Source organism: Sulfurimonas sp. NW7, from assembly GCF_051132265.1.
Taxonomy (GTDB): Bacteria; Campylobacterota; Campylobacteria; order Campylobacterales; family Sulfurimonadaceae; genus Sulfurimonas; species Sulfurimonas hydrogeniphila.
Genome location: NZ_CP093235.1, coordinates 450,704 through 474,725, shown reverse-complemented (window position 1 = coordinate 474,725; position 24,022 = coordinate 450,704). Strand labels below are relative to the sequence as shown.

The 24,022-nt window shown below is 39.4% G+C and carries 24 protein-coding genes; 10 read left to right on the top strand and 14 right to left on the bottom strand.

What is annotated here, in order from left to right; all coding sequences use genetic code 11:
* From MLC35_RS02550 to ppsA, 8 genes are read right to left on the bottom strand one after another with little or no spacing between them, the layout of a single operon-like run.
* The gene (locus MLC35_RS02550) at positions 1 to 1,212 is read right to left on the bottom strand and encodes a dihydrolipoamide acetyltransferase family protein (RefSeq protein ID WP_434637674.1); all 1,212 of its coding nucleotides are present in this window, start codon (positions 1,210 to 1,212) and stop codon (positions 1 to 3) included.
* Positions 1,205 to 2,182: an alpha-ketoacid dehydrogenase subunit beta gene (locus MLC35_RS02545; protein ID WP_434581148.1), complete on the bottom strand. Its 978-nt coding sequence runs from the start codon at positions 2,180 to 2,182 to the stop codon at positions 1,205 to 1,207. The genes MLC35_RS02550 and MLC35_RS02545 overlap by 8 nt, the downstream gene beginning before the upstream one ends.
* Positions 2,169 to 3,140, bottom strand: coding sequence for a thiamine pyrophosphate-dependent dehydrogenase E1 component subunit alpha (locus MLC35_RS02540; protein ID WP_346389363.1), 972 nt, complete (start codon positions 3,138 to 3,140; stop codon positions 2,169 to 2,171). Before MLC35_RS02540 ends, MLC35_RS02545 begins: the two co-directional genes overlap by 14 nt.
* Before the next feature lie 20 nt (positions 3,141 to 3,160).
* Positions 3,161 to 3,592: a glycine zipper 2TM domain-containing protein gene (locus tag MLC35_RS02535; protein WP_151900990.1), complete on the bottom strand. Its 432-nt coding sequence runs from the start codon at positions 3,590 to 3,592 to the stop codon at positions 3,161 to 3,163.
* Between the two features lie 17 nt (positions 3,593 to 3,609).
* A complete protein-coding gene (gap, locus tag MLC35_RS02530) occupies positions 3,610 to 4,617 on the bottom strand; it encodes a type I glyceraldehyde-3-phosphate dehydrogenase (RefSeq protein ID WP_151900991.1) in 1,008 nt (335 codons plus the stop codon).
* Between the two features lie 43 nt (positions 4,618 to 4,660).
* A complete protein-coding gene (locus MLC35_RS02525; protein ID WP_434637672.1) occupies positions 4,661 to 6,061 on the bottom strand; it encodes a dihydrolipoyl dehydrogenase family protein in 1,401 nt (466 codons plus the stop codon).
* Between the two features lie 9 nt (positions 6,062 to 6,070).
* Complete coding sequence (locus MLC35_RS02520) at positions 6,071 to 6,973, bottom strand: aldolase (RefSeq protein ID WP_434637670.1); 903 nt, start codon at positions 6,971 to 6,973, stop codon at positions 6,071 to 6,073.
* The gene (gene ppsA / locus MLC35_RS02515; protein WP_434637668.1) at positions 6,973 to 9,390 is read right to left on the bottom strand and encodes a phosphoenolpyruvate synthase; all 2,418 of its coding nucleotides are present in this window, start codon (positions 9,388 to 9,390) and stop codon (positions 6,973 to 6,975) included. Before ppsA ends, MLC35_RS02520 begins: the two co-directional genes overlap by 1 nt.
* Positions 9,391 to 9,563: 173 nt before the next feature.
* Here ppsA and MLC35_RS02510 point away from each other — a divergent pair, with 173 nt between their 5' ends.
* Positions 9,564 to 10,607 (top strand): YfdX family protein, encoded by a 1,044-nt coding sequence (locus MLC35_RS02510; protein ID WP_151900995.1) that lies wholly within the window; start codon positions 9,564 to 9,566, stop codon positions 10,605 to 10,607.
* Here MLC35_RS02510 and MLC35_RS02505 read toward each other — a convergent pair.
* The 6 genes from MLC35_RS02505 to MLC35_RS02480 all read right to left on the bottom strand — a co-directional run bounded on the left by MLC35_RS02505 (position 10,604) and on the right by MLC35_RS02480 (position 13,936).
* Positions 10,604 to 11,530 carry an NAD(P)-dependent oxidoreductase gene (locus MLC35_RS02505; protein WP_434637666.1) on the bottom strand — a complete coding sequence of 309 codons (927 nt, stop codon included), beginning with the start codon at positions 11,528 to 11,530 and terminating at the stop codon, positions 10,604 to 10,606. The genes MLC35_RS02510 and MLC35_RS02505 overlap by 4 nt on opposite strands.
* Positions 11,531 to 12,451 (bottom strand): EI24 domain-containing protein, encoded by a 921-nt coding sequence (locus MLC35_RS02500; RefSeq protein ID WP_151900997.1) that lies wholly within the window; start codon positions 12,449 to 12,451, stop codon positions 11,531 to 11,533. It lies immediately after the preceding gene.
* A 1-nt stretch (position 12,452) separates the two neighbouring features.
* Positions 12,453 to 12,680, bottom strand: coding sequence for a hypothetical protein (locus tag MLC35_RS02495; RefSeq protein WP_151900998.1), 228 nt, complete (start codon positions 12,678 to 12,680; stop codon positions 12,453 to 12,455).
* 59 nt (positions 12,681 to 12,739) lie between these two features.
* Positions 12,740 to 13,033 carry a DUF4282 domain-containing protein gene (locus tag MLC35_RS02490; RefSeq protein WP_151900999.1) on the bottom strand — a complete coding sequence of 98 codons (294 nt, stop codon included), beginning with the start codon at positions 13,031 to 13,033 and terminating at the stop codon, positions 12,740 to 12,742.
* A 15-nt stretch (positions 13,034 to 13,048) separates the two neighbouring features.
* The gene (locus MLC35_RS02485; RefSeq protein WP_434637663.1) at positions 13,049 to 13,306 is read right to left on the bottom strand and encodes a hypothetical protein; all 258 of its coding nucleotides are present in this window, start codon (positions 13,304 to 13,306) and stop codon (positions 13,049 to 13,051) included.
* A gap of 84 nt (positions 13,307 to 13,390) precedes the next feature.
* Positions 13,391 to 13,936, bottom strand: coding sequence for a DedA family protein (locus MLC35_RS02480; protein ID WP_434637661.1), 546 nt, complete (start codon positions 13,934 to 13,936; stop codon positions 13,391 to 13,393).
* A gap of 145 nt (positions 13,937 to 14,081) precedes the next feature.
* Between MLC35_RS02480 and MLC35_RS02475 the strand changes: the two genes are divergently transcribed.
* The 9 genes from MLC35_RS02475 to MLC35_RS02435 are packed head-to-tail and all read left to right on the top strand — an operon-like array spanning position 14,082 to position 24,014.
* Complete coding sequence (locus tag MLC35_RS02475; RefSeq protein WP_434637659.1) at positions 14,082 to 17,555, top strand: hypothetical protein; 3,474 nt, start codon at positions 14,082 to 14,084, stop codon at positions 17,553 to 17,555.
* Positions 17,552 to 18,178 carry a type II secretion system protein gene (locus tag MLC35_RS02470; RefSeq protein WP_151901004.1) on the top strand — a complete coding sequence of 209 codons (627 nt, stop codon included), beginning with the start codon at positions 17,552 to 17,554 and terminating at the stop codon, positions 18,176 to 18,178. The genes MLC35_RS02475 and MLC35_RS02470 overlap by 4 nt, the downstream gene beginning before the upstream one ends.
* Positions 18,175 to 19,068, top strand: coding sequence for a type II secretion system protein (locus MLC35_RS02465; protein ID WP_418641043.1), 894 nt, complete (start codon positions 18,175 to 18,177; stop codon positions 19,066 to 19,068). The genes MLC35_RS02470 and MLC35_RS02465 overlap by 4 nt, the downstream gene beginning before the upstream one ends.
* A complete protein-coding gene (locus MLC35_RS02460; RefSeq protein ID WP_434637656.1) occupies positions 19,068 to 19,529 on the top strand; it encodes a hypothetical protein in 462 nt (153 codons plus the stop codon). The genes MLC35_RS02465 and MLC35_RS02460 overlap by 1 nt, the downstream gene beginning before the upstream one ends.
* Positions 19,526 to 19,984 (top strand): prepilin-type N-terminal cleavage/methylation domain-containing protein, encoded by a 459-nt coding sequence (locus tag MLC35_RS02455; RefSeq protein WP_346389349.1) that lies wholly within the window; start codon positions 19,526 to 19,528, stop codon positions 19,982 to 19,984. The genes MLC35_RS02460 and MLC35_RS02455 overlap by 4 nt, the downstream gene beginning before the upstream one ends.
* A 44-nt stretch (positions 19,985 to 20,028) precedes the next feature.
* Positions 20,029 to 21,504: a hypothetical protein gene (locus tag MLC35_RS02450; RefSeq protein ID WP_151901008.1), complete on the top strand. Its 1,476-nt coding sequence runs from the start codon at positions 20,029 to 20,031 to the stop codon at positions 21,502 to 21,504.
* A 1-nt stretch (position 21,505) separates the two neighbouring features.
* Positions 21,506 to 22,120: a hypothetical protein gene (locus MLC35_RS02445; protein ID WP_434581122.1), complete on the top strand. Its 615-nt coding sequence runs from the start codon at positions 21,506 to 21,508 to the stop codon at positions 22,118 to 22,120.
* Entirely contained in the window at positions 22,117 to 22,455 is a 339-nt protein-coding gene (locus MLC35_RS02440; RefSeq protein WP_418641041.1) for a hypothetical protein, read from the top strand. The genes MLC35_RS02445 and MLC35_RS02440 overlap by 4 nt, the downstream gene beginning before the upstream one ends.
* Positions 22,452 to 24,014: a type II secretion system protein GspD gene (locus MLC35_RS02435; protein WP_151901011.1), complete on the top strand. Its 1,563-nt coding sequence runs from the start codon at positions 22,452 to 22,454 to the stop codon at positions 24,012 to 24,014. Before MLC35_RS02440 ends, MLC35_RS02435 begins: the two co-directional genes overlap by 4 nt.
* Positions 24,015 to 24,022 lie beyond the last annotated feature (8 nt).

The window sequence follows — 24,022 nt, the reverse complement described above, 5'->3', positions numbered from 1 at the left end:
TCAGTCCTTAAATTGAAGAGGATTTTGTGCCTCTTTCTTGACATCCTGCATAAAGAGTGCTGCCTCATAGCCGTTTATCACTCTGTGGTCTGCACTCAGGGTGAGAGATATCTTCCCATCCTGCAAACTTCCTACCGCTGCGATACCCGAGTCATTTTTGTTGATCATTGCATCAAAAGATTCTACACCCAGCATTCCAAGATTTGAAATACCGAAGCTTGATCCCTGCATATCTGCTGCAGTAAAAGAATTTGCTTTGAGCTTTGTTTTAAAGCTTTGCAGTTGTGCCGAAATTTCTGCTATGGAGCATTTGTTCGCATCTTTGACAACAGGCATGTAAAGATTTTTCTTATCTGCCACAGCAACGGCAATAGAGGCATTGGGACTTATAACAAGCGAATCATTTTGCAGGCGTGAACGAAATGCTTCATATTGCATCATCACTTTTGCAAAAATCTTTATCAGCCAGGCGGTTATGCTGTATGCATCATGCTCCACAAAAAGTTTTGCATCAATATGCTCATACAAACGGTACACAGGCTTTTGTGCAGAAGCCGTCACATTGGCAATAATCGCCTTTTGCATCTGACTCAAAGGCTGTGGCAGGGGTGTTTCATTTTTGTCAATAAACTCCTGCACTTCTGCTTCGTCTATTTTATGATTGAGTGTAAATCCTGCAAGATCCAAGCCGTACCTGTCCAACAGCTGTAATGCTTTTGGTGTAAAATAATGTTCTCTTAAATATGCCTCCACATCCTTTACATGTAAGGCATCTTTGGCTGTTTTTTGCAAAACACTCTGCATATCGACACCATACTGTGCCGCTTTGGCTCTTGCCTTTGGAGATATACCGCCTGTTTCTTTTTTTTGAAGATGTTTGACAACAGGTGTTTTGGGGATTGGTTCTGCCTGTTTTGCCACCGGTTTCTCAACAACTGTTGTTCCTGGCGTTTTTACAACTTTTTCATTCTTACTTTCACTGGTTTGAATCCGGGCAATAACTTTTCCAACAGGAACAACATCCCCCTCTTTTGCATTTATTTCTGCAACAACCCCGCTTTTAAAGCTCTGTACCTCCATAATTGCTTTGTCACTCTCAACCTCGGCAATCACATCTCCCACATCTACCTTTTGTCCCTCTTTGACTTTCCAGCTGATAAGCTTGCCCTCGTCCATTGAGTCGGAGAGCTGTGGCATCACTATTTCATACATCGTTTTTCTTACCCCATGCCACTATATCACGAGCAATAGACTCCGGTGTAGGAATACTCAAGAGTTCCAAAGTTCTGTTATAGGGAACTGGCACATCTTTTCCTGCCAGGCGCAAAGGCGGAGCATCCAAGGCATAAAACATCTCTTCTGCCGCCCAGGAAACTATTTGTCCTCCGTAGCCTCCTGTTTTGTGATCCTCTTCAACCATTACAAAACGGGAAGTTTTTTCTATAGATTTTTTCAGTGTTTCATAATCTACAGGGTTCAAGGAGCATAAATCTATCACTTCGCAGGAACATCCAAGCTCTTTTTCTATCTCTGGGACTGCCAGCATCACATCATCAACCATTTTCAGGTAACTCACAATGGTAATGTCTCTGCCCTCTTTGGCTATTCTTGCCTGAAAAGGGTTCAGTTTTTGTGTAAAATCCACCTCGCCCTTTTTGTTATACAGCAGTTCATGCTCTATAAACACAACAGGATCATCTGACAAAATCGCATATTTGAGTGCATGGTAGGCATAATTGACATCATTCACACTCAACACTCTTAGTCCCGGTACCGCACAGAGCATCTGCTCATAACTTTCACTGTGCTGGGCTGCGAGTTGACGACTCACGCCCTGAGGAAACCGTACCACCATAGGCAATATGATTTTACCGTTGCTCATATAGTGCAGTTTTGCCATGTGGTTGATAATCTGATCAAAGGCAAGCAGAGAAAAATTGCCCGTCATTATCTCTGCTACAGGTCGCAAACCTCCTATAGCCATGCCCACGGCATTCCCTACAATACTCAGTTCCGCTATAGGTGTATCAATGACTCTTTTCTCACCGTATTTTTCCACCAGTCCTTCCGTCACACGAAAACTGCCACCGTAAAGTCCGACATCTTCTCCCAGTGTTACCACCGTATCATCTGCCTGCATCACCTCATCAAGTGCTTTGTTTAAAGCTTCACGATACAACATTTTCACGCTCCTCGTAAAAGAGATGTTCAAACAGAGCATCAGCCTCTGGTTCAGGGGATTCTTCGGCATATTTCACGGCATCTTCCACTTCTTCGTGTGCTTTTTTTTCTATATTTTGTATCTCTTCATTCGTGCAGAGCCATTTTTCATGTAAGGCTTTTTTAAACCTCTGTATCGGATCTCGTGCCTTGCAGTGTGCCATCTCCTGCGCACTTCTGTAACTGTTTGCATCACTGACAGAGTGTCCTTCGTATCTACATGTAAAGGCTTCTACAAAAACAGGACCGTGTCCTGATTCTATCTGTTTTTTTGCCTCACTCACTACCTCATACACAGCTTCAACGTCCATTCCGTCCACGGTATAGGTCATCATATAGGGTTCTGCTTTTTTTGCCTGTTCGCGAAACGGCGCCGTTCGCTGAATATTTGTTCCGATTGCATATTCGTTGTTTTCACACAAAAAAAGCAGGGGAAGTTTGTGTGTGGCGGCAATATTGAGTGATTCAAAAAAAGCCCCGCCGTTTGTAGCTCCGTCACCGAAGATGGCCATCACACCCTCATCTTGTTCCAAAAAAGCTCTTGCATAGGCACAGCCTACGGCATTAGGGAGCTGTCCTCCGACAATGGCATCCCCGCCGTAAAAGAAATGCGCAGGTTCAAAAAGGTGCATAGAACCGCCCTTGCCGCCGCTTACCCCTGTAACTTTTCCAAAGAGTTCCGCCATAACAGCTTTAGGCTCAAGTCCACGGCTCATTGCCATAATGTGTTCACGATAGCCTGAAAAAATATCGCCTTTTTCAAAGGCTTTTACCGCACCGACACTCAAAGCTTCCTGTCCAATATCCAAATGTAAAAATCCGGATATATTGCCTTGCATATAATTCTCTTTTGCCGCATACTCAAAAGCACGTCCAAGAACCATCAGATAGTACATCTCTTCAGCCAGTAGTTTGTTCATGTTTTACTACTTATACATGCTTAAAACGGTTCGACGCTATATACACGACCATTTCTTTTGACTATACGGATTCTTTCGCCCTTGTAAAAATCCTTACCTTTGGCAATGACCACAACTCTTCGTCCGTCATCCAGAAGAACGCTGAGTTCAAGGGCATTGGCTTTACCCAGTTGGCTTCCCGCATATGCACCGCCTAAACCGCCTGCAAGTGTTGCCAGAGCACTTCCTCTGCCTTTACCGATTAGTGAGCCCAACACTATACCCGATACCGCTCCAATAAATGTACCTGTGCCATTATCTCTTATAACAACAGGTTTCACAGATTCAATTGTGCCAACCTGATAACTCAATTCATAATTCACAGCACTCGGATCTATTTCATTGACACCGCGTGTTGCACATCCGCTAAAAAATAAACTCCCTGCCAAAACAGTCGCTACAATTCTTTTCATACTTTTACCCTCTCTTTTTATAATTTTGAAGCCATATAATCAGTTACTTCAAGCAGTCTTTGTGAATACCCGTATTCATTATCATACCACGCCATTACTTTAACCATTCTTCCACCTATAACAGATGTCGAAAGTCCGTCTATTATAGAGGAGTGACGATTTCCCAATATATCACTTGAGACTATTTCATCTTTTGTAAACTCCAATATACCCTGTAATTCACCCTCTGAAGCTTCTAAAAAAGCTTCATTGACACTTTCTATGCTCACATCTCTGTGCAACAATGCCACAACTTCGGTTATAGCACCGTCGGGAACAGGCACCCGCAGTGCCATCGCTTCCATTTTTCCTGCCAATGCCGGAATAACTTCAACCGTGGCGACTGCCGCACCCGTTGTCGTCGGTATAATGTTTATAGCCGCTGCACGACCGCGTCTGCGTTTTTTTGCACGTTTGTCAACTGTTACCTGTGAAGATGTATAGGCATGGGTTGTCGTAATCATGGCATTTTGCACACCGAAACTCTCTTCAAGCACTTTCATCACAGGTGCAAGTGAATTTGTCGTGCACGAAGCATTGGAGACAATATGGTGCTTTGCAGTGTCATACTCCTGATGGTTCACACCTTTTACAATTGTTAAATCGACATTTTTACCCGGTGCAGAGATAAGCACTTTTTTTGCCCCTGCTTCTATATGCTGCACAGCCAAAGTTCCATCCGTAAAACGTCCTGTACAGTCTATAACAATATCTATACCCAACTCTTTCCACGGCAGTTCTAGAGGATTGTGATTACTGACGATTGTAATTTCATGCCCGTCAATGATAAGTTTGTTTTCTTTTGTTTCAATAGAAAAATCTGCCCGCCCATGCACAGAATCATATTTCAGAAGGTACGCAGCATCTTCTACACTTGAAGTGTTTGCCGCAACTATTTCGCAGTTTTTTGGAAGATTGTTAATATAATGCCGAAGTACCTGATTGCCTATTCTTCCGAGTCCGTTAATTGCTATACGTTTTTTCATAATCATTCTCTTTTATTTTCATTTATTGCCTGTTGCCTTTGTCTTAGCTTTTGCTTTTTTTCATCATAGATTTAAAAAATATCTGCTGTGCCAATTTACCAAAAGCTTCACCCAGTGTCGGATGCGGATGAATTGTCCCTAATACGTCCATAGCAGTCATTTTATTTGCTACTATCAAAGAAGCCTCTCCCGCAAGAGATGAAGCATCTGCACTTACAATCTCTACACCTATGATAATTTTTGTTTTCTTGTCAATAATAAACTTCACAAAGCCGTCTGTTCTTTTGTCTATTTGTGCTCTGGCATCTATCTCATAGTTATAGACTTCTGTGCTTATCTCTATCTCTCTTTTTTTTGCAACATTTTCATCTATTCCGACTACAGCGATTTGAGGATCACTAAAAAGTACCCAGCTGTTTTTGTCATAATCGACTACATGCGGGCTTGGCGCATACATGTTGTGTACAACTACACCAGCTTCATAACTTGCAGTATGTGCGAATTTTGGGCTATTGATACAATCGCCGCAGGCATAAATATGTTCCTGCGATGATTGCAGTTTTTCATTAACCAGTATCCCTTTTTCATCATATGCCACTTTAGCTTTTTCAAGGGCCAGATTATCAAGATTTGCCACACGACCTGTTGCCATGACAACATTGTCATACTCAAGAATCTGTTTTTTACCTTCTTGTTTAAAATGTATGATAAATTTATCATTTTCATAATCAATCTTCTCCAACACTGCATTCAAGTCTACTTTGATACCAAGTGTAAGCATATTGTTATAAACAATGTCTGTTGCATCTTTGCTGATGTGCTTTAAGATTTTTTCACCACGCTCCAGCACATGACATTTTGTGCCAAGTTTTGCAAACATTTGCACCAATTCACAACTAATAGCACCAGCACCTATAAAAAGTAACTCTTTTGGTATCTCTTCTTCAAAAAACAAATCTCTGTTTGTCCAAACTTTGTCAACCCCATTCCCTTTTATATCAGGAATTGAACTTTTTGCACCTGTCGCAATCAGTGCCTTTTTAAAACCAAAAAGCTCTCCACCTACTTCTACGGTATGCCCGTCAACAAAGGCTGCTTTGCCTTGTTTAAAATCGAGTGAAGGTAATCTGGCTATCTGCTTTAATGCAGCCATAGAGCGTTTTTTCAAAATCATATCTTTATCTTCTAAAACAGCTTCCCAATGTATCTGTTCGCTTCCTTTACGCTCTACATTAAAAGTACTGCAGGTGAGCACATCCCAATATTTGTTTGCCGCATTTTCAAGCACTTTTGAGGGAATACATCCTTCAAACAAACATTCCCCGCCCGGTGCTTCTCTTTTATCTATCAACAAAACTTTTATACCAAACTGTGCTGCTGCCATAGCCGTTGGAGTTCCTGCAGGACCTGCACCAATAATAATTAAGTCATATTCTGTTTTCATTTCTCGCTCCTATTGGAGTAGTTTTAATGCTTCTTTTACTGTAGCATTTTGCGAAGTTATTGCATAAATGGCATTTGCCATTTTTACAGCCTCCTGTAACGGCCTTTGATGAATGTTACGCCCAGTACCATTTCCTCGAGAACCGCCTTTGTGAATTTGTTCGTACAGTTGTGTCAAAAACTCTTTTTCATCTGTTTTGGCGCCGCCCTCACACAGAACACCTGTTCTGCCAGCTGCCATTGTAGCCTCTCGCAACAGTTTCGGATCAAATTTTCCTTTTTTATCATATGGCACTTTGAGTTTTACAAAATCAGCACCCAAGGCTGCTCCGACACCTGCGGCACCGGCTATTAAATGCCCGTCATGTTCATCTTTCACAAATTTGCCTTTTGGATAAATCCACAGCACAGCCAAAAGTCCGTTTTTATGTGCTTCATGGACAATACTCGCCGCCTGGGTCAGCATCTCATGCTCATACGCACCGCCGAGATAAAGCGTGTACCCGACACCTTTTATATCAAGTTTACTCTCTTTGGCAAAGGAAACAACCTCACCGACACTCAACCATGCTTTTGAATACGGGTCTTGTTTCTCATAAGGGACAAGATTTGTTTTAGAGTTGAGCTTTACAAGATAAGGAACATTTTTATAATCACGCCCATATCTGCTGATAAGCCCAAACTGTGTTGCAAATACACCTATTTTTGCACGTGAAGCAATTTTGAACAGATGCTCCGGAGAGTTGTCTTCAAGCGGAATATCTTTGCCGTAAAAATCATTGTTCAAATGCTCGACTTTCTGGTCTCCTGCAAAAAGCATCAAATGGTTTGTAGCGTTTGTCGCACTTTTGAGATTTTTTTTGTATGTTTCTTCTTTGTTCTTTGGTACATCTGCCGGAATATTGTATTTCATCATGTTCTCCCAAGTTTTTGTTCAAGTTTGCCTACATTTTCTATGGTTTTTAAGACACTGTCAGGATTCAGACTCATAGAATCAATACCCAGACGCACAAGATACTCCGCCATTTCAGGGTAATCTGACGGTGCCTGGCCACAGATGCCGCTGTGACGGTCATTTCGTTTACAACCTTCCACTGCCAGCCGTATCATCTCTTTGACCCCTTCGTCTCTCTCATCATAATCAAAGGCAACGATTTCGCTGTCACGGTCAACTCCAAGTGTAAGCTGTGTCAGATCATTGCTTCCGATACTGAAACCGTCAAATATTTTGCTAAAAGCATCTATTTGAATAACATTGTTGGGAATTTCGCACATGACATAAATTTCAAGTCCGTTTTCACCCTGTTTGAGTCCATATTTTGCCATAGTGTCTATAACACGCTCTCCTTCATCCACTCTGCGGCAAAAAGGAATCATTAAAATAACATTTGCAAATCCCATCTCATCACGTACACGCTTCATAGCCGCACACTCCAGAGCAAACCCTTCCTCATAGTTTGGATGGGCATATCGTGAAGCGCCTCGAAAACCTATCATCGGATTATCTTCTTTAAGCTCAAAAACCTCACCGCCGAGCAGTGTTGCGTATTCGTTTGATTTAAAATCACTCATGCGAACCACACAGGGTTTCGGGTATACAGAAGAAGCGATGGTTGCCACACCCTCTGAGAGTGTTTTAACGAAGAAATCTTCCATCGAATCATAAGCACGTGTCAGTTCTTCCAATTTGTTTCGTGTTGCCTCATCCACTTTTTGGGGATGTTTCAAAGCCATCGGATGCGCTTTTATGTACTCGTTAATGATAAACTCCATTCTTGCAAGACCTATTCCGTCAACAGGCAAAGAGGCGAGGGAAAAAGCAATATCAGGATTTCCGAGGTTCATCATAATCTTTGTTTTTGTTTTTGGCAGATTTGAAAGGTCTGTTCTTATGATTTCATAATCTAAAAGACCTTCATACACATGGCCCTCTTCTCCCTCGGCACAACTTACAGTCACTTCATCAGCATCTTTGAGCACCTCTGTGGCATTATCGCATCCTACAACCGCAGGTATGCCAAGTTCCCGTGAAAGAATTGCCGCATGACAGGTTCTTCCGCCTTTGTTTGTAATGATGGCAGAGGCTATTTTCATGATAGGTTCCCAGTCAGGGTTTGTGGTATCTGCGACCAGTACCTCACCGGCTTTAAAGGTATTGAGATCTTTGACGCCTGCTATGTATCGGGCTTTTCCCTGTCCTATTTTTGTACCGATAGCCTGACCGGTGACAAGAACCCTGCCCTTTTCTTTTAAATGATAGGTTTCAAGAATATTGCCTTTTTTCTGAGATTCAACCGTTTCAGGGCGTGCCTGCACCATATACAGATGCCCGTCGAGTCCGTCTTTTGCCCACTCCATATCCATCGGTTTCGTAAAACCGGCTTTTTTTGAGTAGTGGTTTTCCACCTTGATGGCATAATCTGCAAGGACCATTACCTCTTCATCTGTTATACAGAAACGGCTCTGCTCTTGTGCTGTCGTCGGTATGTTTTTTGTGTATTCCACTGCTATATTGTCCAGATTTATCGTATCTGTAAAAATCATCTTTTTTTCTTTGGAACCCAAAGAGCGTTTGAGAACAGTACGAAACCCTTTGTTGAATGTCGGTTTATGCACATAAAAAGCATCAGGGTTGATGCTTCCCTGCACAACATTCTCGCCAAGTCCGAGTGCTGCATTTATGAAAACAACATCTTTAAAACCTGTCTCGGTATCAAGTGAAAACATGACGCCGCTCGCCCCGATATCACTGCGCACCATTTTCATAACAACTACAGAGAGGTAGACTTTGAGATAGTCAAAACCGTTATCATATTTATAATGTATAGAGCGATCTGTGAAATTTGATGCCAGACATCGTTTGTAGGCATCCAGCAGTTCTTCTGCACTTGAAATATTCAGATACGTGTCATTTTGTCCTGCAAATGAGGCTTCCGGAGAATCTTCAGCCGTAGCAGAGGAGCGAACAGCCAGAGAGAGACTCTCCCCGTACTCTTCTTTGAGTTTTTCATACGCCTTTACAATATCCTCACGCAGATCATCCGGCAGTTTTGCATTATAAACTATCTCACGGCATTTTTTTCCTGCACTTTGCAGGGCATCAACATTGTCGACATCAAGATTATCAAGGAGTGCATGCAGTTTTTCCCAGGCATTGTTTGCATCCAGTACATGTATGTAAGCACTCGATGTAACGGCAAAACCATTGGGCACACGGACACCTTCCGCTGTCAGATTCTGATACATCTCTCCAAGGGAAGCATTTTTCCCGCCAACCTCGGCAACATCCTCTATCCCGATTTCCTGAAACCATTTAATATTTTTTGACATCCTTGCACTCCTTGAAATACTTTTTGCTTTTTGCTCTTATAAAGTATTGTACTCCTTTTTCAGTAAACAAATATCCAATAATATACAACTATTTTCAATACAGTGTTTACTGTCTGTTATCAATTATATTTCATAATTAGACTAAATAAACTTGATATTAAAAGGATAAAGTTATGAAAAAAAGAGTTATATTATCAACAGTATTGGCAGCCGTACTGCTTTCAAGCTCAGCACTCTATGCAAGCTACAATGACAGTGTTTCAAAAAAAGAAGAGAGAGCCATTAATAATCCGACTTTGGTAAAAGGTCACGCTGCTGCCCAGGCAAAGGTGGAAGAATCCCAATCCAAAGAAGAATTTATGCGTAAAATGGATGCTAAATATTTTCAATCAGATGCAAAAAAAGAGGATATGCGAAGGTTGAAAGATGTTGTCAATCAAGAAGCAGACCAACACAGACAAACCCTGCAAAAAGCACCAAAAGAGATTGCACAGGCGCTCAGACAGACAGTTGAAGCCCTTAAAGCTTTGCAAAAAAGAGACACAAAAACAGCAAAAGATGCCCTCAACAAAGCCACTAAACTTTTTGACACGGCACTCAAAAACAATCCGAAACTCACACTCGTACCGGTTGCAGATGCCATAGAGGTCCATGATTTTACAGGAGATGCCAAACTGGTCAAACACATCATAAAATCTGCGCAGGATCTGCTGGATGATTATGATACACAGGCGGCCAGAGCCATTCTCATGCCTTTAGAAGATGAAATGGTAATGACAACACAGTATCTGCCGATGGGTATGTATCCGCTTGCGACAAAAGAAGCACTCAAAGAGTTAAACAAAGGCAAAGCCAAAGAGGCTTTTTCAATGCTTGTCACTGCCTTAAACGGTATAGTCATTAAAACAACCATTGTTCCTTTGCCGCTTATTACGGCACAAAGCCTGGTAGTCGAAGCATCCAAACTCAATAAAAAAGAGAAAGACAAAGCACTCAAGCTGCTTGATTTGGCACAGGATGAACTTGAAAAAGCAGTCTATCTGGGTTATACAAAGAAACATGCGCCTGAGTATAAGATGCTGCAAAAAGAGATTAAAAATATTGAAAAAGAGATTAAAGGGAAAAATATTGTTGCAAAACTCTATGAAAAAATCAAAAAAGATTTTGCATCACTGCTTACAAAACATGAAGCGGACACAAGTACAAAAAAACACTAACTGTACTCACGATTACATGCCAGTTTCAGACAGTTTGGCAACTGTCTGTCTGCAAGAAACGCCTTCATGTTTTGTAAAGAGATCTGCATAATTCTTTGCAGAGCCTCTTTTGTATAGTATGCCATATGCGGCGTGTAGAGAATGTTATTTCGATGAATGTACTTTATGTCGCTTATAACATCGAGACAGAGAATATTTTTCATTCTTCCGTACAGCACATCTTCAATCAGCTCTCCGCGTGCCGTATTGACAATAATGGCATCTTTTTTTAGTCCTGCTGCATTTTTTTCATTCAAAATATTTTTTGTAGCCGGTGTCAAAGGAAGTGCCAGCATCAAAATATCACTTTGTGCTATCACAGAGTCCAAATCACAAAAATCAATCCCTAACGTATCGACAATCGGTTTTTTTGTCCTTGAACAGGCGACTACTTTCATTCCAAAGCCTTTGCCAATTTGTGCCATTTGCGAGCCTATGGTTCCAAGACCGAGTATTCCCAGTGTTTTTCCCGAGATTTCCATACCCTGAAGATCACTGTAGTCAAAATTGTTTTGTTTTGTGCGCTGCAGAGCCATATGTGTATGTCTTGTGGCATTTAAAAGCAGTGAAAATGCAAACTCTGCGACAGCAGGACCGCCATAGCCTGCAACATTCGAGACAAGCAGTCCGCGCCGGTAGAGTGTATCGCATTTTATATGATCATAGCCTGTTGATCTTGTCTGCAGGTACTTCAGTGCCGGAAGTTTTTCTAAAATTTCATCGGTGATGCGAGAGTGTACAAAAACAGAAACAGCATCATACTCCTGCGTCTCTTTGAGTGCCTCATTGACAGTCTCTTCAAAAAAGAAGAGTTCCTGCTCTTTAAGATGCTCTTGAAAAAAAGCTTTTTCTTCCGGTTTTGTCTCAAAAAATGCAATTTTCATCTACAGTTCCTTTTGAATTTCTTTCAAATAATAAAACATTGCAGTTTCTCCAAAAAACGGTCCAAAAATATTAAAAATCGGCAAAAAGTTAAAAAGTGCTGTGACGGCGCTGATAACAAAAAAGCCCGATTTGTATCCGGAAAGCTTTGCTCTTTTTTCCTTTGGTATCACCAAGAGAGCACTGTCGTTGACAAAAGTATCTTTAATAAGCCAAATCCATAAGCCGAGTTGCAAAACAAAATTAAGCACAGGGATAAACAGCAAAGGAAAAGCAACAATCGAAACCACCGTATATATCGCTATATCCAGCAGTCTGTTTTCGCTTGCTTTGACCTCATCTTCCTGTAAAAGCGGTTCATAGGGAAAATGCTCTTCATTGATATCTTCCAGCAATGCCTCACTGAAAAAGCTTGTTATCAGCAACATACTGACAATGATACCGCTGTAGATAAAATAGATCCCCAGCAAATATGCCAGACTTTCCTGTACTGTCTCAAACGGCAACCAGTTAAAAAGTCTTAAAAACTGCTCATGCAAATATGCACCTTTAAAAAACCATATTACAGCCCAAAATACAGCACTTAAAAATACAACAAGCAGTGAAAAGGAGCTGTACTTTTCTTTAGAAACCCTCTCTAAAATCATATTGCCAAAAAATGCCAAAATCAAGGCAAAGGTAACCAATACCAGAGAAAACCATAAAAAGGAGGAGAAGATCCAGGCTCCGTTTGAACGAAGCATAGAAAACGGTACCAAATCAATAAAACCTGCGGCGACAGAGATAAGTCCGCCCCACATAAAATAGCCGATGATCGACCAGACAATGGTAACGGCTGCCCCTATTGCCAAGGCACGTTTCATTATTTTGTAATTGAGTATTTCACTAAAACCAAAAAGTATTGCTTCTATAATGTTTTGCATCTTACTTTTTTTCGCACTTCATTGCATTTGCTTTGATGAATGAGAGTTTACTGAGTATATGCCCGAATTCGGCATCTTCTTCTTCAAATTTCTTACGAAGTTCGGCTCTTTTTTCCTCTAAAATCTCTATCTGTTTTTCAACATCTTTAGGATTTACATAGCATTTTTTTGCCGCTTCCTGCTCTTTTTCAAGTACCCAATCCATTGCTTTTTTTAAAAAATCTACCATTTTTGATACTCCGTTTATTATTTACATGTAACAATTATAACCCTTATTTTATTAATTTTTCATACTTTTTGAGAAATTTTATAAAGATAATCATGCATGTCAAAATAGCCGATCATTCCTTCGAACAGTATTCGCAGGCACAACTCCATACACAAAAAAATCACACCAAAAAAAAGAATAAGCACAAGTTTGTTTTGTTTGCCTAAAGCCCTCTCTTTCAAAAAAGAAAATCTTTTTATAAGAAAAAAACGCATCTTCCATACCAACACCGGCACAAACAAAGCAAAGATATAATAAAAGAAAATAAATATATCCTGTGCAATGAATGTATTAAAACTTAAGATATTCCACATGTACAATTATACCCCTTATAAAAATTTCACAAGTCTGTCTGTTGCATCAAGAACAAAATCCGGAGGCATATGTCCTTTGTTATAGTAGAGATAGTTGTCAAATCCCAATTTCATCATTTTTGCAAGCGGTGAATGAAAAGCAATATCTCTGTTGCCGCCGTAAAGTACATTTAAAGCAATAAGCGTGGCATCATGTCCAAGCTTTGGCTGTGCAAGCGCCGTAACGTCACCTGCTGCAATGGCGAATTTTGTAAAATATATGCAAGCCTGCAAAACCTGCGCCTAAAATAACGACTTTTTTCATGTTTGATCCTTATATTTGTTCTGGTACAAGAGATTGGTTTTGACTGTAACATTTTACTTTTCCTCTTTATTTTGCAAAAAGATAATCAAAACAAAAAACAGTACCAGAAACAGTACAGACAAATGTTTTTGCAAAACAATCATTATGCCGATGATGCTTTCGCCAAACAGATAGCCCAGCGATGTAAATACAACCGACCATAAGAAAACACCGATAATATCCGCAATGAAAAACTTCCAAAACGAAAATCCTGACATACCGACAAAAAGCAGTGAAGGAATGTGTGTTCCGTATATAAATCGCTCAAATATTATAACTAAAATGCCATGCTTGTGAAACCAGTGTTCAATGTTTTCTATCCGCTTCTTATAATGAACAGGTAGAAAATCTTTTTTTTTGATAAGAAAACGACCGCTTATATAAAGAAGTATATCGCCGATCAAAGCGCCGGCAGTAGCAATCAGAATAATTTTCTCAATAGAAAATACTCCTTTTTTGGCTAAAAATCCGGCAAGTGTCAGCCCTATTTCTCCTTCGAGGATACTCCAAAAGAACAATATCCAATAAGAAAAATGATGTAATAAAAATTCCGTTATCATCTTGTTTTCTGTCCTTTAAACGTTCACAAATAATAGCGCATTTTTGACAACACTGTTCAAAAACGCTAAAACAGAGGGTTCATTAAAGAAAAGTTAATGTAAATAACAGTTATAATAAACAAACTGATCTCAGGAAAAAGATGCAATGCAGCAAAAAAGAATTATTATAAAAATTTTATTACTTTTATCTCTTTTTTCAATCTCTCTTTATGCAGATATTCAGCTAACAGGAAACTTGCATCCTGGTGATAATGTTGAGAGCAGCTTTATTCCTTCTGAACCTCTCACAAATGACACCGAAGACACATATGACTACTACCTTAACAATCCTACAAAATTTTATTTGAGTGAAAACAGTGATATTACCGCAGTAGAACTTGTAAATGCGGTAGGAATTGACAGTGCTATTCGTGTTTATATTGATGGAAATCTTGTGGGGACAGGGGCAAGCGGAAGTGCTGCCATAACACTCGATACGACACTCAGTCTGACTAGCGGCTACCATGATATTGCTGTACACGGGAGTTGTTATAATCGATTTGGGAACGAAACAAACTGTGGAAACTGGTTTGTCAGAGACATTGATGATTTTTATTTTTCTGCTCTAAAATTGATATCTCAACAAACAACAACAGCTGTAAATTTTATACAAAGAGTTCATATTGGCGATTATACGGACAGTGATGACAATTATGATATTGACGACACTTCCAACTCTTTTTATCCTGATGCTCCGGAAGCGACATCAAAAGTATATTTGCTAGATGGCAATATAACAGGAAATTTGGCAGCATTTAGAATTTTCATTTCACGAATGAGAGATGTCTCCGCAGACGAGATAGATAAAATAAAAGTCTATGACAGCAGCAATGCACTTATCACAACTTTTGATATCAACCAATCAGGAAACTACAAATTTGATGTTTCAGAACTTTACGAGGGAAGTGTAAGCGGTATATCAAAAGTAGAAATTATTTGTGGACAAATAAGTAGTTCCAATTATGATGATATTTCTTTTGGCGAACTTATTGTTATTCCTTATACATCAGTAGCAGATATTTATCCAAAACCAATTATTGATTACCGTATGGATGAGTGTAGCTGGGACAGTGACAGCAATACTTACGAAATAAAAAACGACGGAACTCTTGGAAGTGATTATAATGCAACGGCTCTCAATGATGCCAATGTTACGGATGGGAAAATTTATACCGGAGGAGATATCAATGCTACGAATAGTTCTGATAAAGCAATTTTAGTACAAAACAATATTTCACTTCCTGCAAACTATACATTGACAACCTGGATTAAATTTCCTCTTAATGAAAATGGGCATGTATCTTTCAGTAATACAAAATATTTCAATATTGCAGACAGACCAGGAAGCAGTAATGACTATATATATTTTGCTCTTGATACAACAAACAACAATTGGTATTTATGTATGCAGGGAAATAATTACGAATGTCAAAGTTACAATCCTCAAAACCTGTCAGGGTGGCATCTTTTAAGTTTTGTTGTTGATGGTAACAATGACACAACAAAAGTCTATGTTGATACAACAGAAGCTCTTAATTTTACTCAAGCACCGTCCGGAGCACTGGGCCTACTTTTCAACAGTGATTACCAGAGTAATAATAACAATGAGCCGAATGGACAGTCTATCGGTGCAGCCGTTGATGAATTCAAAATCTTTAATACTCAATTCAGCGCAAATGACATTCAGACTCTTTACAACAATGAAAACAGCGGCAACAACTATAATGGAACCAGCAGAGCTGTCCCTCAATGTGGTGGCGGCAATCAAAACAACAACAAAACCACGCTTTTTAATGCAGTCAGTTCTATTGGCGGCGTTACATGTAACGCGGTAAATGACTGGGATAACAACCTTACTACACAAATAGTCAATAAGCCTTATGGTCTTTACATCCTCTCAAAAGATGCACTGACGCAGACTGCTCCAAGCGTGGCAGACATTACAAAGGTTACACTCAAATACTATGATGACGGAAACACTACAGACTGTGGCGGCAATCTTCTTGCCAATGTCGTAAAATGTGATGACGCAACCAGCACTACATGTAACGATACCAATGCAAGCGGCTGTGCTTATTATGACAATATGACGATAGACCGCGCTGTAAAATGTGTTCAGGTTTACATAGAGGGAAGAGATCAAAACAATACCTCTTTGGACACAAACAGCTCTTATTCAAATGATAATTATGCCGTACGCCCTGTAAATTTCACATTGAATGTCACAACTTTACCTCTGGTTGCAGGCGCAGATTTCAACACCACTTTTCAAGCTTTGGATGCAAACGGCAATCCCTCCACAGACTATAATGAAACAAGGAACAGTTCTTTTAAAGTGGACGCAAATATTACAAAAAGTACATGTACTCTTGGAAGCTTTACGATGGAAAATTTTTCCTTTGTCAACGGACAAAAAAATGATGTCAATGCAAGCTACAGTGAAGTCGGCGAACTTAATATCACTATACAAGAGATAAACGGCAATGAATTTGCAAAAATAGATGCAGATGACACAAATGACATTCAAAGACTGATAGAACAAAATTCGACAACAGTCTCCTTTGCACCACATCATTTTTCCATCATAAACTATAGCTTTACACGCAACAATCCGGATCAGGACTGGCGATACATGGCGAATGTCAATGATGCCAATATCAGCATCGCCTTTAATGTCCGGGCACAAAATGAGCAGAACCAGACAACACAAAACTTTGATGCTCTGTGCGCTGCAACAGATGTCGGTGTAAAAATAGATCTCAACACAACAAATGATGATGCGAATGCAAGTTATTTTGAGCGTATAAACAATACCGTTACAACCGGACATGATAAAAATTTAAGCAATATGAACCTGAATGCTACAGTCAATGACAGCAACTTCAGTTCCGGAGACTCTACACAAATAGAGTATGCCCTCAATGTCTACAGAGTCTTCAACGCTCCAAAAGAACCTCGTACTATCACGGTCACAGAGGTAAACACAACAAGCTCCAGTGTCATAAACAGAGGATTGACTCCGGAAAACAACAGCAGTAAATTTTACTATGCAAGACTCTATACACAGGATTTGGCAACTTCTCAGACAACTGATACCGTGCAGGCAAAAGTACTGGTCTATGACAGCCTTGCAGACAGTTATGTAAGTGATTTGAATTTGACAGAAGAGTTGAGTCACTGGTATCACTATGTCCCTCAAAACGAAAATACAAACGGAGACATCCTTGCTCTGAATGTTTCAAGAACTACAACGAAAAAATCGGCGGATGATGACGGAATGAGCGCAACAGTCAGTTTTGATACAAACGGCACCTTTAGCATAACTGTCAACAATCCAAATCAAAATACACTGACTCACTATATTCATTTGGATGTCAGTCCGTGGATCTGGTATGTCCATGAAAATTTTGGCAGTGACTATAACGAAAGTGTCGGCAGCAGTTGCAGTGAGCACCCCTGTATCAAATACAATTTCAATACACAAAGCAGCGGAACAGGTGTCAGCAGCGGGAATGTCAACGGTGTCTCTTTTGATGTCAATGTCTCCAAAAATTCTCGAGGAATCAGGCTGCTGCGATGAAAAAAGCATTTACGCTGATAGAACTTATCTTTTCTATGGTTATCATCGCCATTGCTTTTTCTGTATTGCCTAAAATTCTGCAGCTCTCCATCAAGTCATCCACAACAAGCTTAAAAGAAGAAGCAATGTTTAATGCCGTAGCCTATGTCGGCTTGATTAAATCCACCGCATGGGATGAAGAAAATACAAAAGTTGATGACATTCTTCTTGTGACCAGCGGCAACAGTGTTTATGACTGTAATGAAACATCAGGCTACAGAGCAGGCGGTATGAAAGGCTCTCGGAACTGTTTTCATAAAAAATATGCTTCTGTACTTGGGTCTGACAGCAATGATTTGGATGATATGGATGATTTTATCACGCTCAATGCAAAAAACTCCAGCAGTTCACGTGACTATAACCTCAGTGTAACGGAAAACTATATAGATGACATTACGCTCAATGCAACCCAGTACACAATTGTCTATCCTCCCAATGCCACCGATACTACCAATACAAAGTTCATAACAGTCACGGTTCAGGCAAATAAAAAAGGAAATGTTTTAGGCAACAGTTTTGTAAAAATTCCTTTTATTGCCCAAAATATCGGGCAAATCAAAGTAAACAGAAGAGTATGGCAATGAGAAGAGCGGCAACCCTCATAGAAATGATATTTGTCATTGTCATTATTTCTTTTTTGGCTACGGGTTCATTTAAAGCGATGCAGGCAATTTTAGTGCGTGAGTATAAAGCAAAACAGCTTACAAACCTCTCTTTGGAGTCTCAGATTGTTGTCAACCAAATCAGTAATTATTTAACGCAGCGCATCGTCTACAGTACCATTGGATACAACCCCAATGACGGCAGTTTTGAGTATATAGGCGATTTGACAAGCTCCAAACCTGTACTTGAGTGGATAGGCAGAGCCAATGACTTATACCTTGAAAAAAGATACAGTGGCTTTTTTGATATGGCAACAAAAACCGGTACAAAAGTCGCCTCATACGATATAGACGGCACTGCCATAGATACAAGTAAAACAGCTCTTATATTCGCAGGAAGTTTTGACCGTTCACAAAGTGACAGTGCAAATATAGCTTCGAGTTTCGGCTGGCATGAAAGCAACAGAGAGGACACCTATGATATCACAATAAGTGATCAAAATATCTCTCTTGACAACCCTGTCCCGCAATTTCTGTATGAAAAATATTTTTTGGTTGAGAGCGCTTATGCTATCGCCAGAGGAGAAGATATCGATCAAAATGCCACCTGTATCACAGATCTTGGCTTAAAGAGCAAAGATGTCAACAGTACTCTTTTTCTCTTTTCAAACTACAGACCGTGGAAGCAGGAAACATTTTGTGCAGACAAACAGGGCAACTCCAAAGTGGGAAATGTCTCTGTTTTGATGCAGAATATAGACGGTTTCAACTTCAGTGAAGTTGATTACACGATACGCATTCTTCTGGATGTCAACAAACAGATTCGCGGCGCCCACCCGGTGCATTTTTCCAAAATGAAGGTGGTATTTTAATGCGCAGCGGATTTAACCTTTTAATGGCCATTTTCATCATTCTTCTTTTAGCCGGAGCAAGTGTACTGACACTCAAGTACACTTCAATTTCTGCAAAACATTTTGCCGACAGCTATATAAAAGAGCAGGCAGAAATTTTTTCCCAAAGTGTTTTAGAGACAGCAATTTTAAAGATTGAAGGGACAGACAGAAGTACCGAGTGCCTGACACTCTTTAGCCTTGATTCGGCAGACGGCAAATTTACAGCAGATGTAAATATTTCAACATATTATCTTTATGCAGATGACTATGACAATGCAACCGGGACAAACTGCAACAACGTAAAAAAAAGAATTCAGACAGAAGAGTCAAACGGCTATGTTCTTATAAACATCACAGTACAGACAAACAGCAGCAATAAGAAGATAGGAGACTATATATCTCCCGTCAGAATCGTAACAAGGAGCCTGCAACGACCATGAGAACAAAGGCCTATACATTAATAGAATTGATTTTTGTCATAATTATCATAGGGGTTTTAGCCGGAACAGGATTTTACTATTTTAAACCGCATTACCTTCAGAACGATCGTGATTTTTTAGAACTCCAACTCAATACAACCCGATATGAAGGACTCAATTATGACAAAAGGAATCCGTCCGGAAGTATGGATTATACTATAGGATGTATCGCTCAAGAGAATTTTTTCACCGACAGAACAACAATTGATACACATTATAAAGTACATGCTGTATTTACGGTAACTCCAAATGAGAACATTCTCTGTTTTGATACACTCGGACGCGTACACAACGGAACTGACGGAAACAAAACAACACAAAACTCATTATTGGCCAGTGATATTGTGATAACATTAAGTTACAATAACGAAGAAAAAAACATTACAATTGACCATTTCAGCGGTGACTTAAGGTAACCTAATTCATATTTTGTTATAATAAAAGAAAATAGGATTGGTTTTTGGCTGAAAATGCAATAGTTCTTCTTGATAATGAACATACTGTTATTTATGACGGACAAAAACCTGTTTTTGATACAAAGAACAAGGACCCTGAACTTTTCACTGCAGTTGTTGTTCCCTTAAAATATATTCACTCTTTTTCTTTTAAAATTGCAAATACAATCAGCGATGATGAACTCGCAATGAAAACAGAACTCAAAATGTACAAAGAGGGCGGACTTGATGTACAAAAAGAGTATGCTGTTGATTTTATCAAGTATGAGCTTGACCATGAGTATCTCATCGAAGCTTTTGCCCTTTCTCTTGATGATTTCAATCACTATATTGCGAATTTTTCATATAAAATAGATGTAGTCGACCTTGCCCTGCCCCGTTTTTTGATATATGAAGCACTTTATAAAACAGAAGAAGAGAAAAAATCAAATGATTTGTATATCTACATCAGCGACGACGAAGCTTTCGGAGCGATATACCAAAACGGCAGGTATATCGGTCACAGGGTTATCAATTCACTCAATGCTATCTCGAAACGGACAGGCCTGGAACTTGTAAAGCTCAAAGAGTATTTGCAGGAAAAAGGCTTTAACCGTGACAACTACGGGCTTGAAGAGACCTTGATTTTAGATACCGTCATTGAAGTCTTTTCAAAAGATATAGAAAAGATTGTCTACTCTATCAACCATAAACGCGGTCTTTTCGGATTGACCGGCATAGATACAGTTGTCATAGATTTTGAAGGACACACCCTCGAAGGCATAGGAGATTTTTTCTCTCAATATGGCTTTGAACCTGTTATAAAACCTTTGACATACCATATACAGCAGGCAACACCTTCTCTTTCTGTCTTGCTTGAGTATCTCTTTGGGCTGCATCAGGGAGCAGATTTTCATCAGGTTAATTTAACACACCTTGAAAGAAAAAAACCGCTATCGCAGTATACGGGCTTTCGCTATCTTATAGAAACACTTATTACAATTGTTGTTCTTTTAGGTATCGGCATCTTTGTCAGCTACTATCTCAACCAACAGCAGGAAAAAATTACCCTCCTTGAAGTCAAAGCAAAAGAGCGAAAAAAGAAGATAGAAGACCTCTCTCTTCGTTTCAAAAAGATCAAAAAGAAAAATGATCGGCTGCTCAAAGAAAAAGAAGGGCTTGAAGACAAAATATTTGTATACGAAACGACTTTCAGGGTTATTCCTATGATAGGACAAATTGGGATAAAACGGCAAAAAATGATGAATGACATTCTGAAAGTACTGAAGAAGTACCGTTTGAGCGCCTCCTCTATATTTCAAAAAGATGAAAAAAGATTTGAGATTCAACTCATCTCGCAATCCGCTAAAAGAGGTAACATTTCCAAGTTTATGCATGATCTTATAGAACTGGGATATAAAAATGTTATGACGAAAGATATTACTTATGAAGACGGTGTCTATAAAAGTAAAATCTATATCAGTGTAAAAGAAGTTGAGTAGCATGCTAAGAGATAAATTTGAAGAGATAGAGAATTTAGATTCCAGAAAAAAAACTGGCATATATATTGCTATTCCTTTTATACTGTTTGCTCTTTTTTACTTTCTGTTTCTTTCCTCTGCCCTGGATGAGTTTGATGCCAACCTAAAAAAGACAGAAGCACTGCAAAAAGAGTTAAGCAAACCGACTCTTAGGCTGCTTTTGGCAAAAACAGTTCGTTTAAAAAAAGAGATTGTAAAAAACAAAACAGCAATTGAGCAAGACAGAGAGCAGTTGAATTATTTTCAGCATAAACTGGATTCAAAAAGTTTTCTGTTTATTTCCAAAAAGTCAATCAGTCTCTTTTTGGACAAACTTTTAGATAATTCTTTGCACAAAGGTGTCTTGATTCAAGCCATCACTCTGCACAATGAGAACAAACCCTACATAGGGAATTTAAAACTGAAAAAGGTCATCGATGTCAATGCCAGCGGACGATTTTTAAATGAACTCTCTTTTTTGCGCAGCGTAGAAAAAAGTACCATGCTGATAAAAGTTGAGAACCTGCACATTTTTTTGCAAGAAACGAATCAACCGCTTTTCTCTTTTGAAGTAAAATTTTATGGAGTTGAGAAATGAAAAAAGTGATTTTAGCCTCTGTGTGTTTTCCTTTTTTATATGCAAACTCTCTGCCCATTGTCAACTATGACCCTTTTTACAAAAGTCAGAAAATACTGCATACACGCCATGCCACCAAAAGGCAGAGCAACTCTTTTGTACTCAGTGCAATTTACAACAACCGTGCCTTTGTCAACAACAGATTTTATACTGTCGGTGAAAAAATCCAGGGCTATAAAATAAAGAAAATATATAAACAATCCGTTGTTTTGCAAAACCGCAGCCGTCTAAAAATACTGCATTTGCAAAAAAACCACCTTATCCAAATCAAACAAGCAAAAAGAGAAGAAAAATGAAAATACTACTTTTACTGTTCCTCGCACATACCCTGTTTGGATCCACTGTTTGTGAAAACCAGCTCTTCTCACTCAGTGCCTACAAACAAAAACAAAAAAGTGCTATAGAAGTCGCTTCGATTTTAAAAGAATTAAGTGCTACCTGTAAGCTCTCTATTGTATTCAATGATGACGTATCCAAAAAAATGCTTCATAAAAAACTGGATTATGTCAATATTAACAACTATACTTTTGAGCAGTTTTTAGACTTTCTGTTTAACGAGGCAAATCTTTTTTATACCTATGAGCCTACAAAAAATACCCTGGAAGTACAGTATTTGCGAACAAAAACCTTCAGTGTTGATTATATATATCTAAGTGAGTTAAGCAGTGAAAGCAGTAAGTCCATTACAACAGGAGCAGCAGGTATTGCGGCAGGTAATACAGGAGGAGGCGCAGGTGGCCTTTCTGGCGGTGGCGGCGGATTTGGCGGTGGCGGCGGTGCCGGAGGCAACAACGGACGCCAAAACAGAGGAACTTCATCTTCCAATGATTTTACCACTATTAGCTCAAAATCAAAATTTACTTATTGGGACAATCTGTACAGTAATATTTCAAAACTGTTTCATACAAAAGAAAATGTACGAATTTTCATTAACAAAGATGCTTCTCTTTTAACCATCACCACAACAAAAAAGAACCTGGAAAAGGTAGACAGATACCTTAATGTTTTACTGAAAAAAATGCACAAACAGGTGGCTATAGAAGCAAAAATAATAGAACTCACCTATGATGACAGCTCCTCAACAGGCATCGACTGGAGCAAACTTGACATCTCTTTAAGCGGGAGTATAAGCAATGACCCCGGAGCTGTTGATGCCACACTTTTAAACAAACCTTCCTATAATCTGGCATACAGTTTTTCAACAGCAAAGTTTTTAAAATATTTAAAAACATACGGGGACATCAAAGTCCTCTCCAACCCAAAAGTTGTCACAATGAACAACCAGCCTGCTGTTATCAATGTAGGAGAGCAACTCTCCTATAAATTCCAGACAGGTTCCGTGACAACGACAGGCGGCACAGCGGCCGGAACCAACACTTTTTCTGTCGGTTCGACCTTTATAGGTGTTACTCTTTATGTTATTCCCGAAGTCAGCGAAAACAATGAAATCATTATGAAAATAAATCCTGTGGTTTCCAAACTCGCTGACAACACCTCCACAACAAACACCGCTTCAAGTGCTACACGGGAGATTCCGCCTGATACAAAAATAAAGCAGATGACCTCTATTGTACGTATAAAAAACAATGAAAAAATAGTCATTGGCGGGCTTGTCAGCATCACTAAAGGCGGTTCTTCTGTAAAAGTACCTCTTTTGGGAGATATCCCGTTTTTTGGATCTCTCTTTAACTATAAAGAGAAGATAAAACAAAAAACGGAGATGTTTATTATCATACAGCCCCATGTTGTAACGACAAAAGCTATGCCGACACTCAGAGACATTGATTTAAAAGATCCGTTTTTTCAATCAACTTTTGACAAAAACAGTACCATTGAGAATACAACCAATGGGTAGGTTTGCCA

What these genes read in the sequence shown, in the direction of transcription:
- MLC35_RS02455 (WP_346389349.1), top strand. Translation starts at nt 19,526, where the DNA reads ATGAGAACAAAGGCCTATACATTAATAGAATTGATTTTTGTCATAATT.
- MLC35_RS02545 (WP_434581148.1), bottom strand. Translation starts at nt 2,182, where the DNA reads ATGTTGTATCGTGAAGCTTTAAACAAAGCACTTGATGAGGTGATGCAG.
- ppsA (WP_434637668.1), bottom strand. Translation starts at nt 9,390, where the DNA reads ATGTCAAAAAATATTAAATGGTTTCAGGAAATCGGGATAGAGGATGTT.
- MLC35_RS02505 (WP_434637666.1), bottom strand. Translation starts at nt 11,530, where the DNA reads ATGAAAATTGCATTTTTTGAGACAAAACCGGAAGAAAAAGCTTTTTTT.
- MLC35_RS02495 (WP_151900998.1), bottom strand. Translation starts at nt 12,680, where the DNA reads ATGGTAGATTTTTTAAAAAAAGCAATGGATTGGGTACTTGAAAAAGAG.
- MLC35_RS02465 (WP_418641043.1), top strand. Translation starts at nt 18,175, where the DNA reads ATGAGAAGAGCGGCAACCCTCATAGAAATGATATTTGTCATTGTCATT.
- MLC35_RS02535 (WP_151900990.1), bottom strand. Translation starts at nt 3,592, where the DNA reads ATGAAAAGAATTGTAGCGACTGTTTTGGCAGGGAGTTTATTTTTTAGC.
- MLC35_RS02510 (WP_151900995.1), top strand. Translation starts at nt 9,564, where the DNA reads ATGAAAAAAAGAGTTATATTATCAACAGTATTGGCAGCCGTACTGCTT.
- MLC35_RS02490 (WP_151900999.1), bottom strand. Translation starts at nt 13,033, where the DNA reads ATGTGGAATATCTTAAGTTTTAATACATTCATTGCACAGGATATATTT.
- MLC35_RS02435 (WP_151901011.1), top strand. Translation starts at nt 22,452, where the DNA reads ATGAAAATACTACTTTTACTGTTCCTCGCACATACCCTGTTTGGATCC.
- MLC35_RS02550 (WP_434637674.1), bottom strand. Translation starts at nt 1,212, where the DNA reads ATGTATGAAATAGTGATGCCACAGCTCTCCGACTCAATGGACGAGGGC.
- MLC35_RS02520 (WP_434637670.1), bottom strand. Translation starts at nt 6,973, where the DNA reads ATGAAATACAATATTCCGGCAGATGTACCAAAGAACAAAGAAGAAACA.
- MLC35_RS02525 (WP_434637672.1), bottom strand. Translation starts at nt 6,061, where the DNA reads ATGAAAACAGAATATGACTTAATTATTATTGGTGCAGGTCCTGCAGGA.
- MLC35_RS02500 (WP_151900997.1), bottom strand. Translation starts at nt 12,451, where the DNA reads ATGCAAAACATTATAGAAGCAATACTTTTTGGTTTTAGTGAAATACTC.
- MLC35_RS02470 (WP_151901004.1), top strand. Translation starts at nt 17,552, where the DNA reads ATGAAAAAAGCATTTACGCTGATAGAACTTATCTTTTCTATGGTTATC.
- MLC35_RS02540 (WP_346389363.1), bottom strand. Translation starts at nt 3,140, where the DNA reads ATGAACAAACTACTGGCTGAAGAGATGTACTATCTGATGGTTCTTGGA.
- MLC35_RS02440 (WP_418641041.1), top strand. Translation starts at nt 22,117, where the DNA reads ATGAAAAAAGTGATTTTAGCCTCTGTGTGTTTTCCTTTTTTATATGCA.
- MLC35_RS02475 (WP_434637659.1), top strand. Translation starts at nt 14,082, where the DNA reads ATGCAGCAAAAAAGAATTATTATAAAAATTTTATTACTTTTATCTCTT.
- MLC35_RS02460 (WP_434637656.1), top strand. Translation starts at nt 19,068, where the DNA reads ATGCGCAGCGGATTTAACCTTTTAATGGCCATTTTCATCATTCTTCTT.
- MLC35_RS02480 (WP_434637661.1), bottom strand. Translation starts at nt 13,936, where the DNA reads ATGATAACGGAATTTTTATTACATCATTTTTCTTATTGGATATTGTTC.
- MLC35_RS02445 (WP_434581122.1), top strand. Translation starts at nt 21,506, where the DNA reads ATGCTAAGAGATAAATTTGAAGAGATAGAGAATTTAGATTCCAGAAAA.
- gap (WP_151900991.1), bottom strand. Translation starts at nt 4,617, where the DNA reads ATGAAAAAACGTATAGCAATTAACGGACTCGGAAGAATAGGCAATCAG.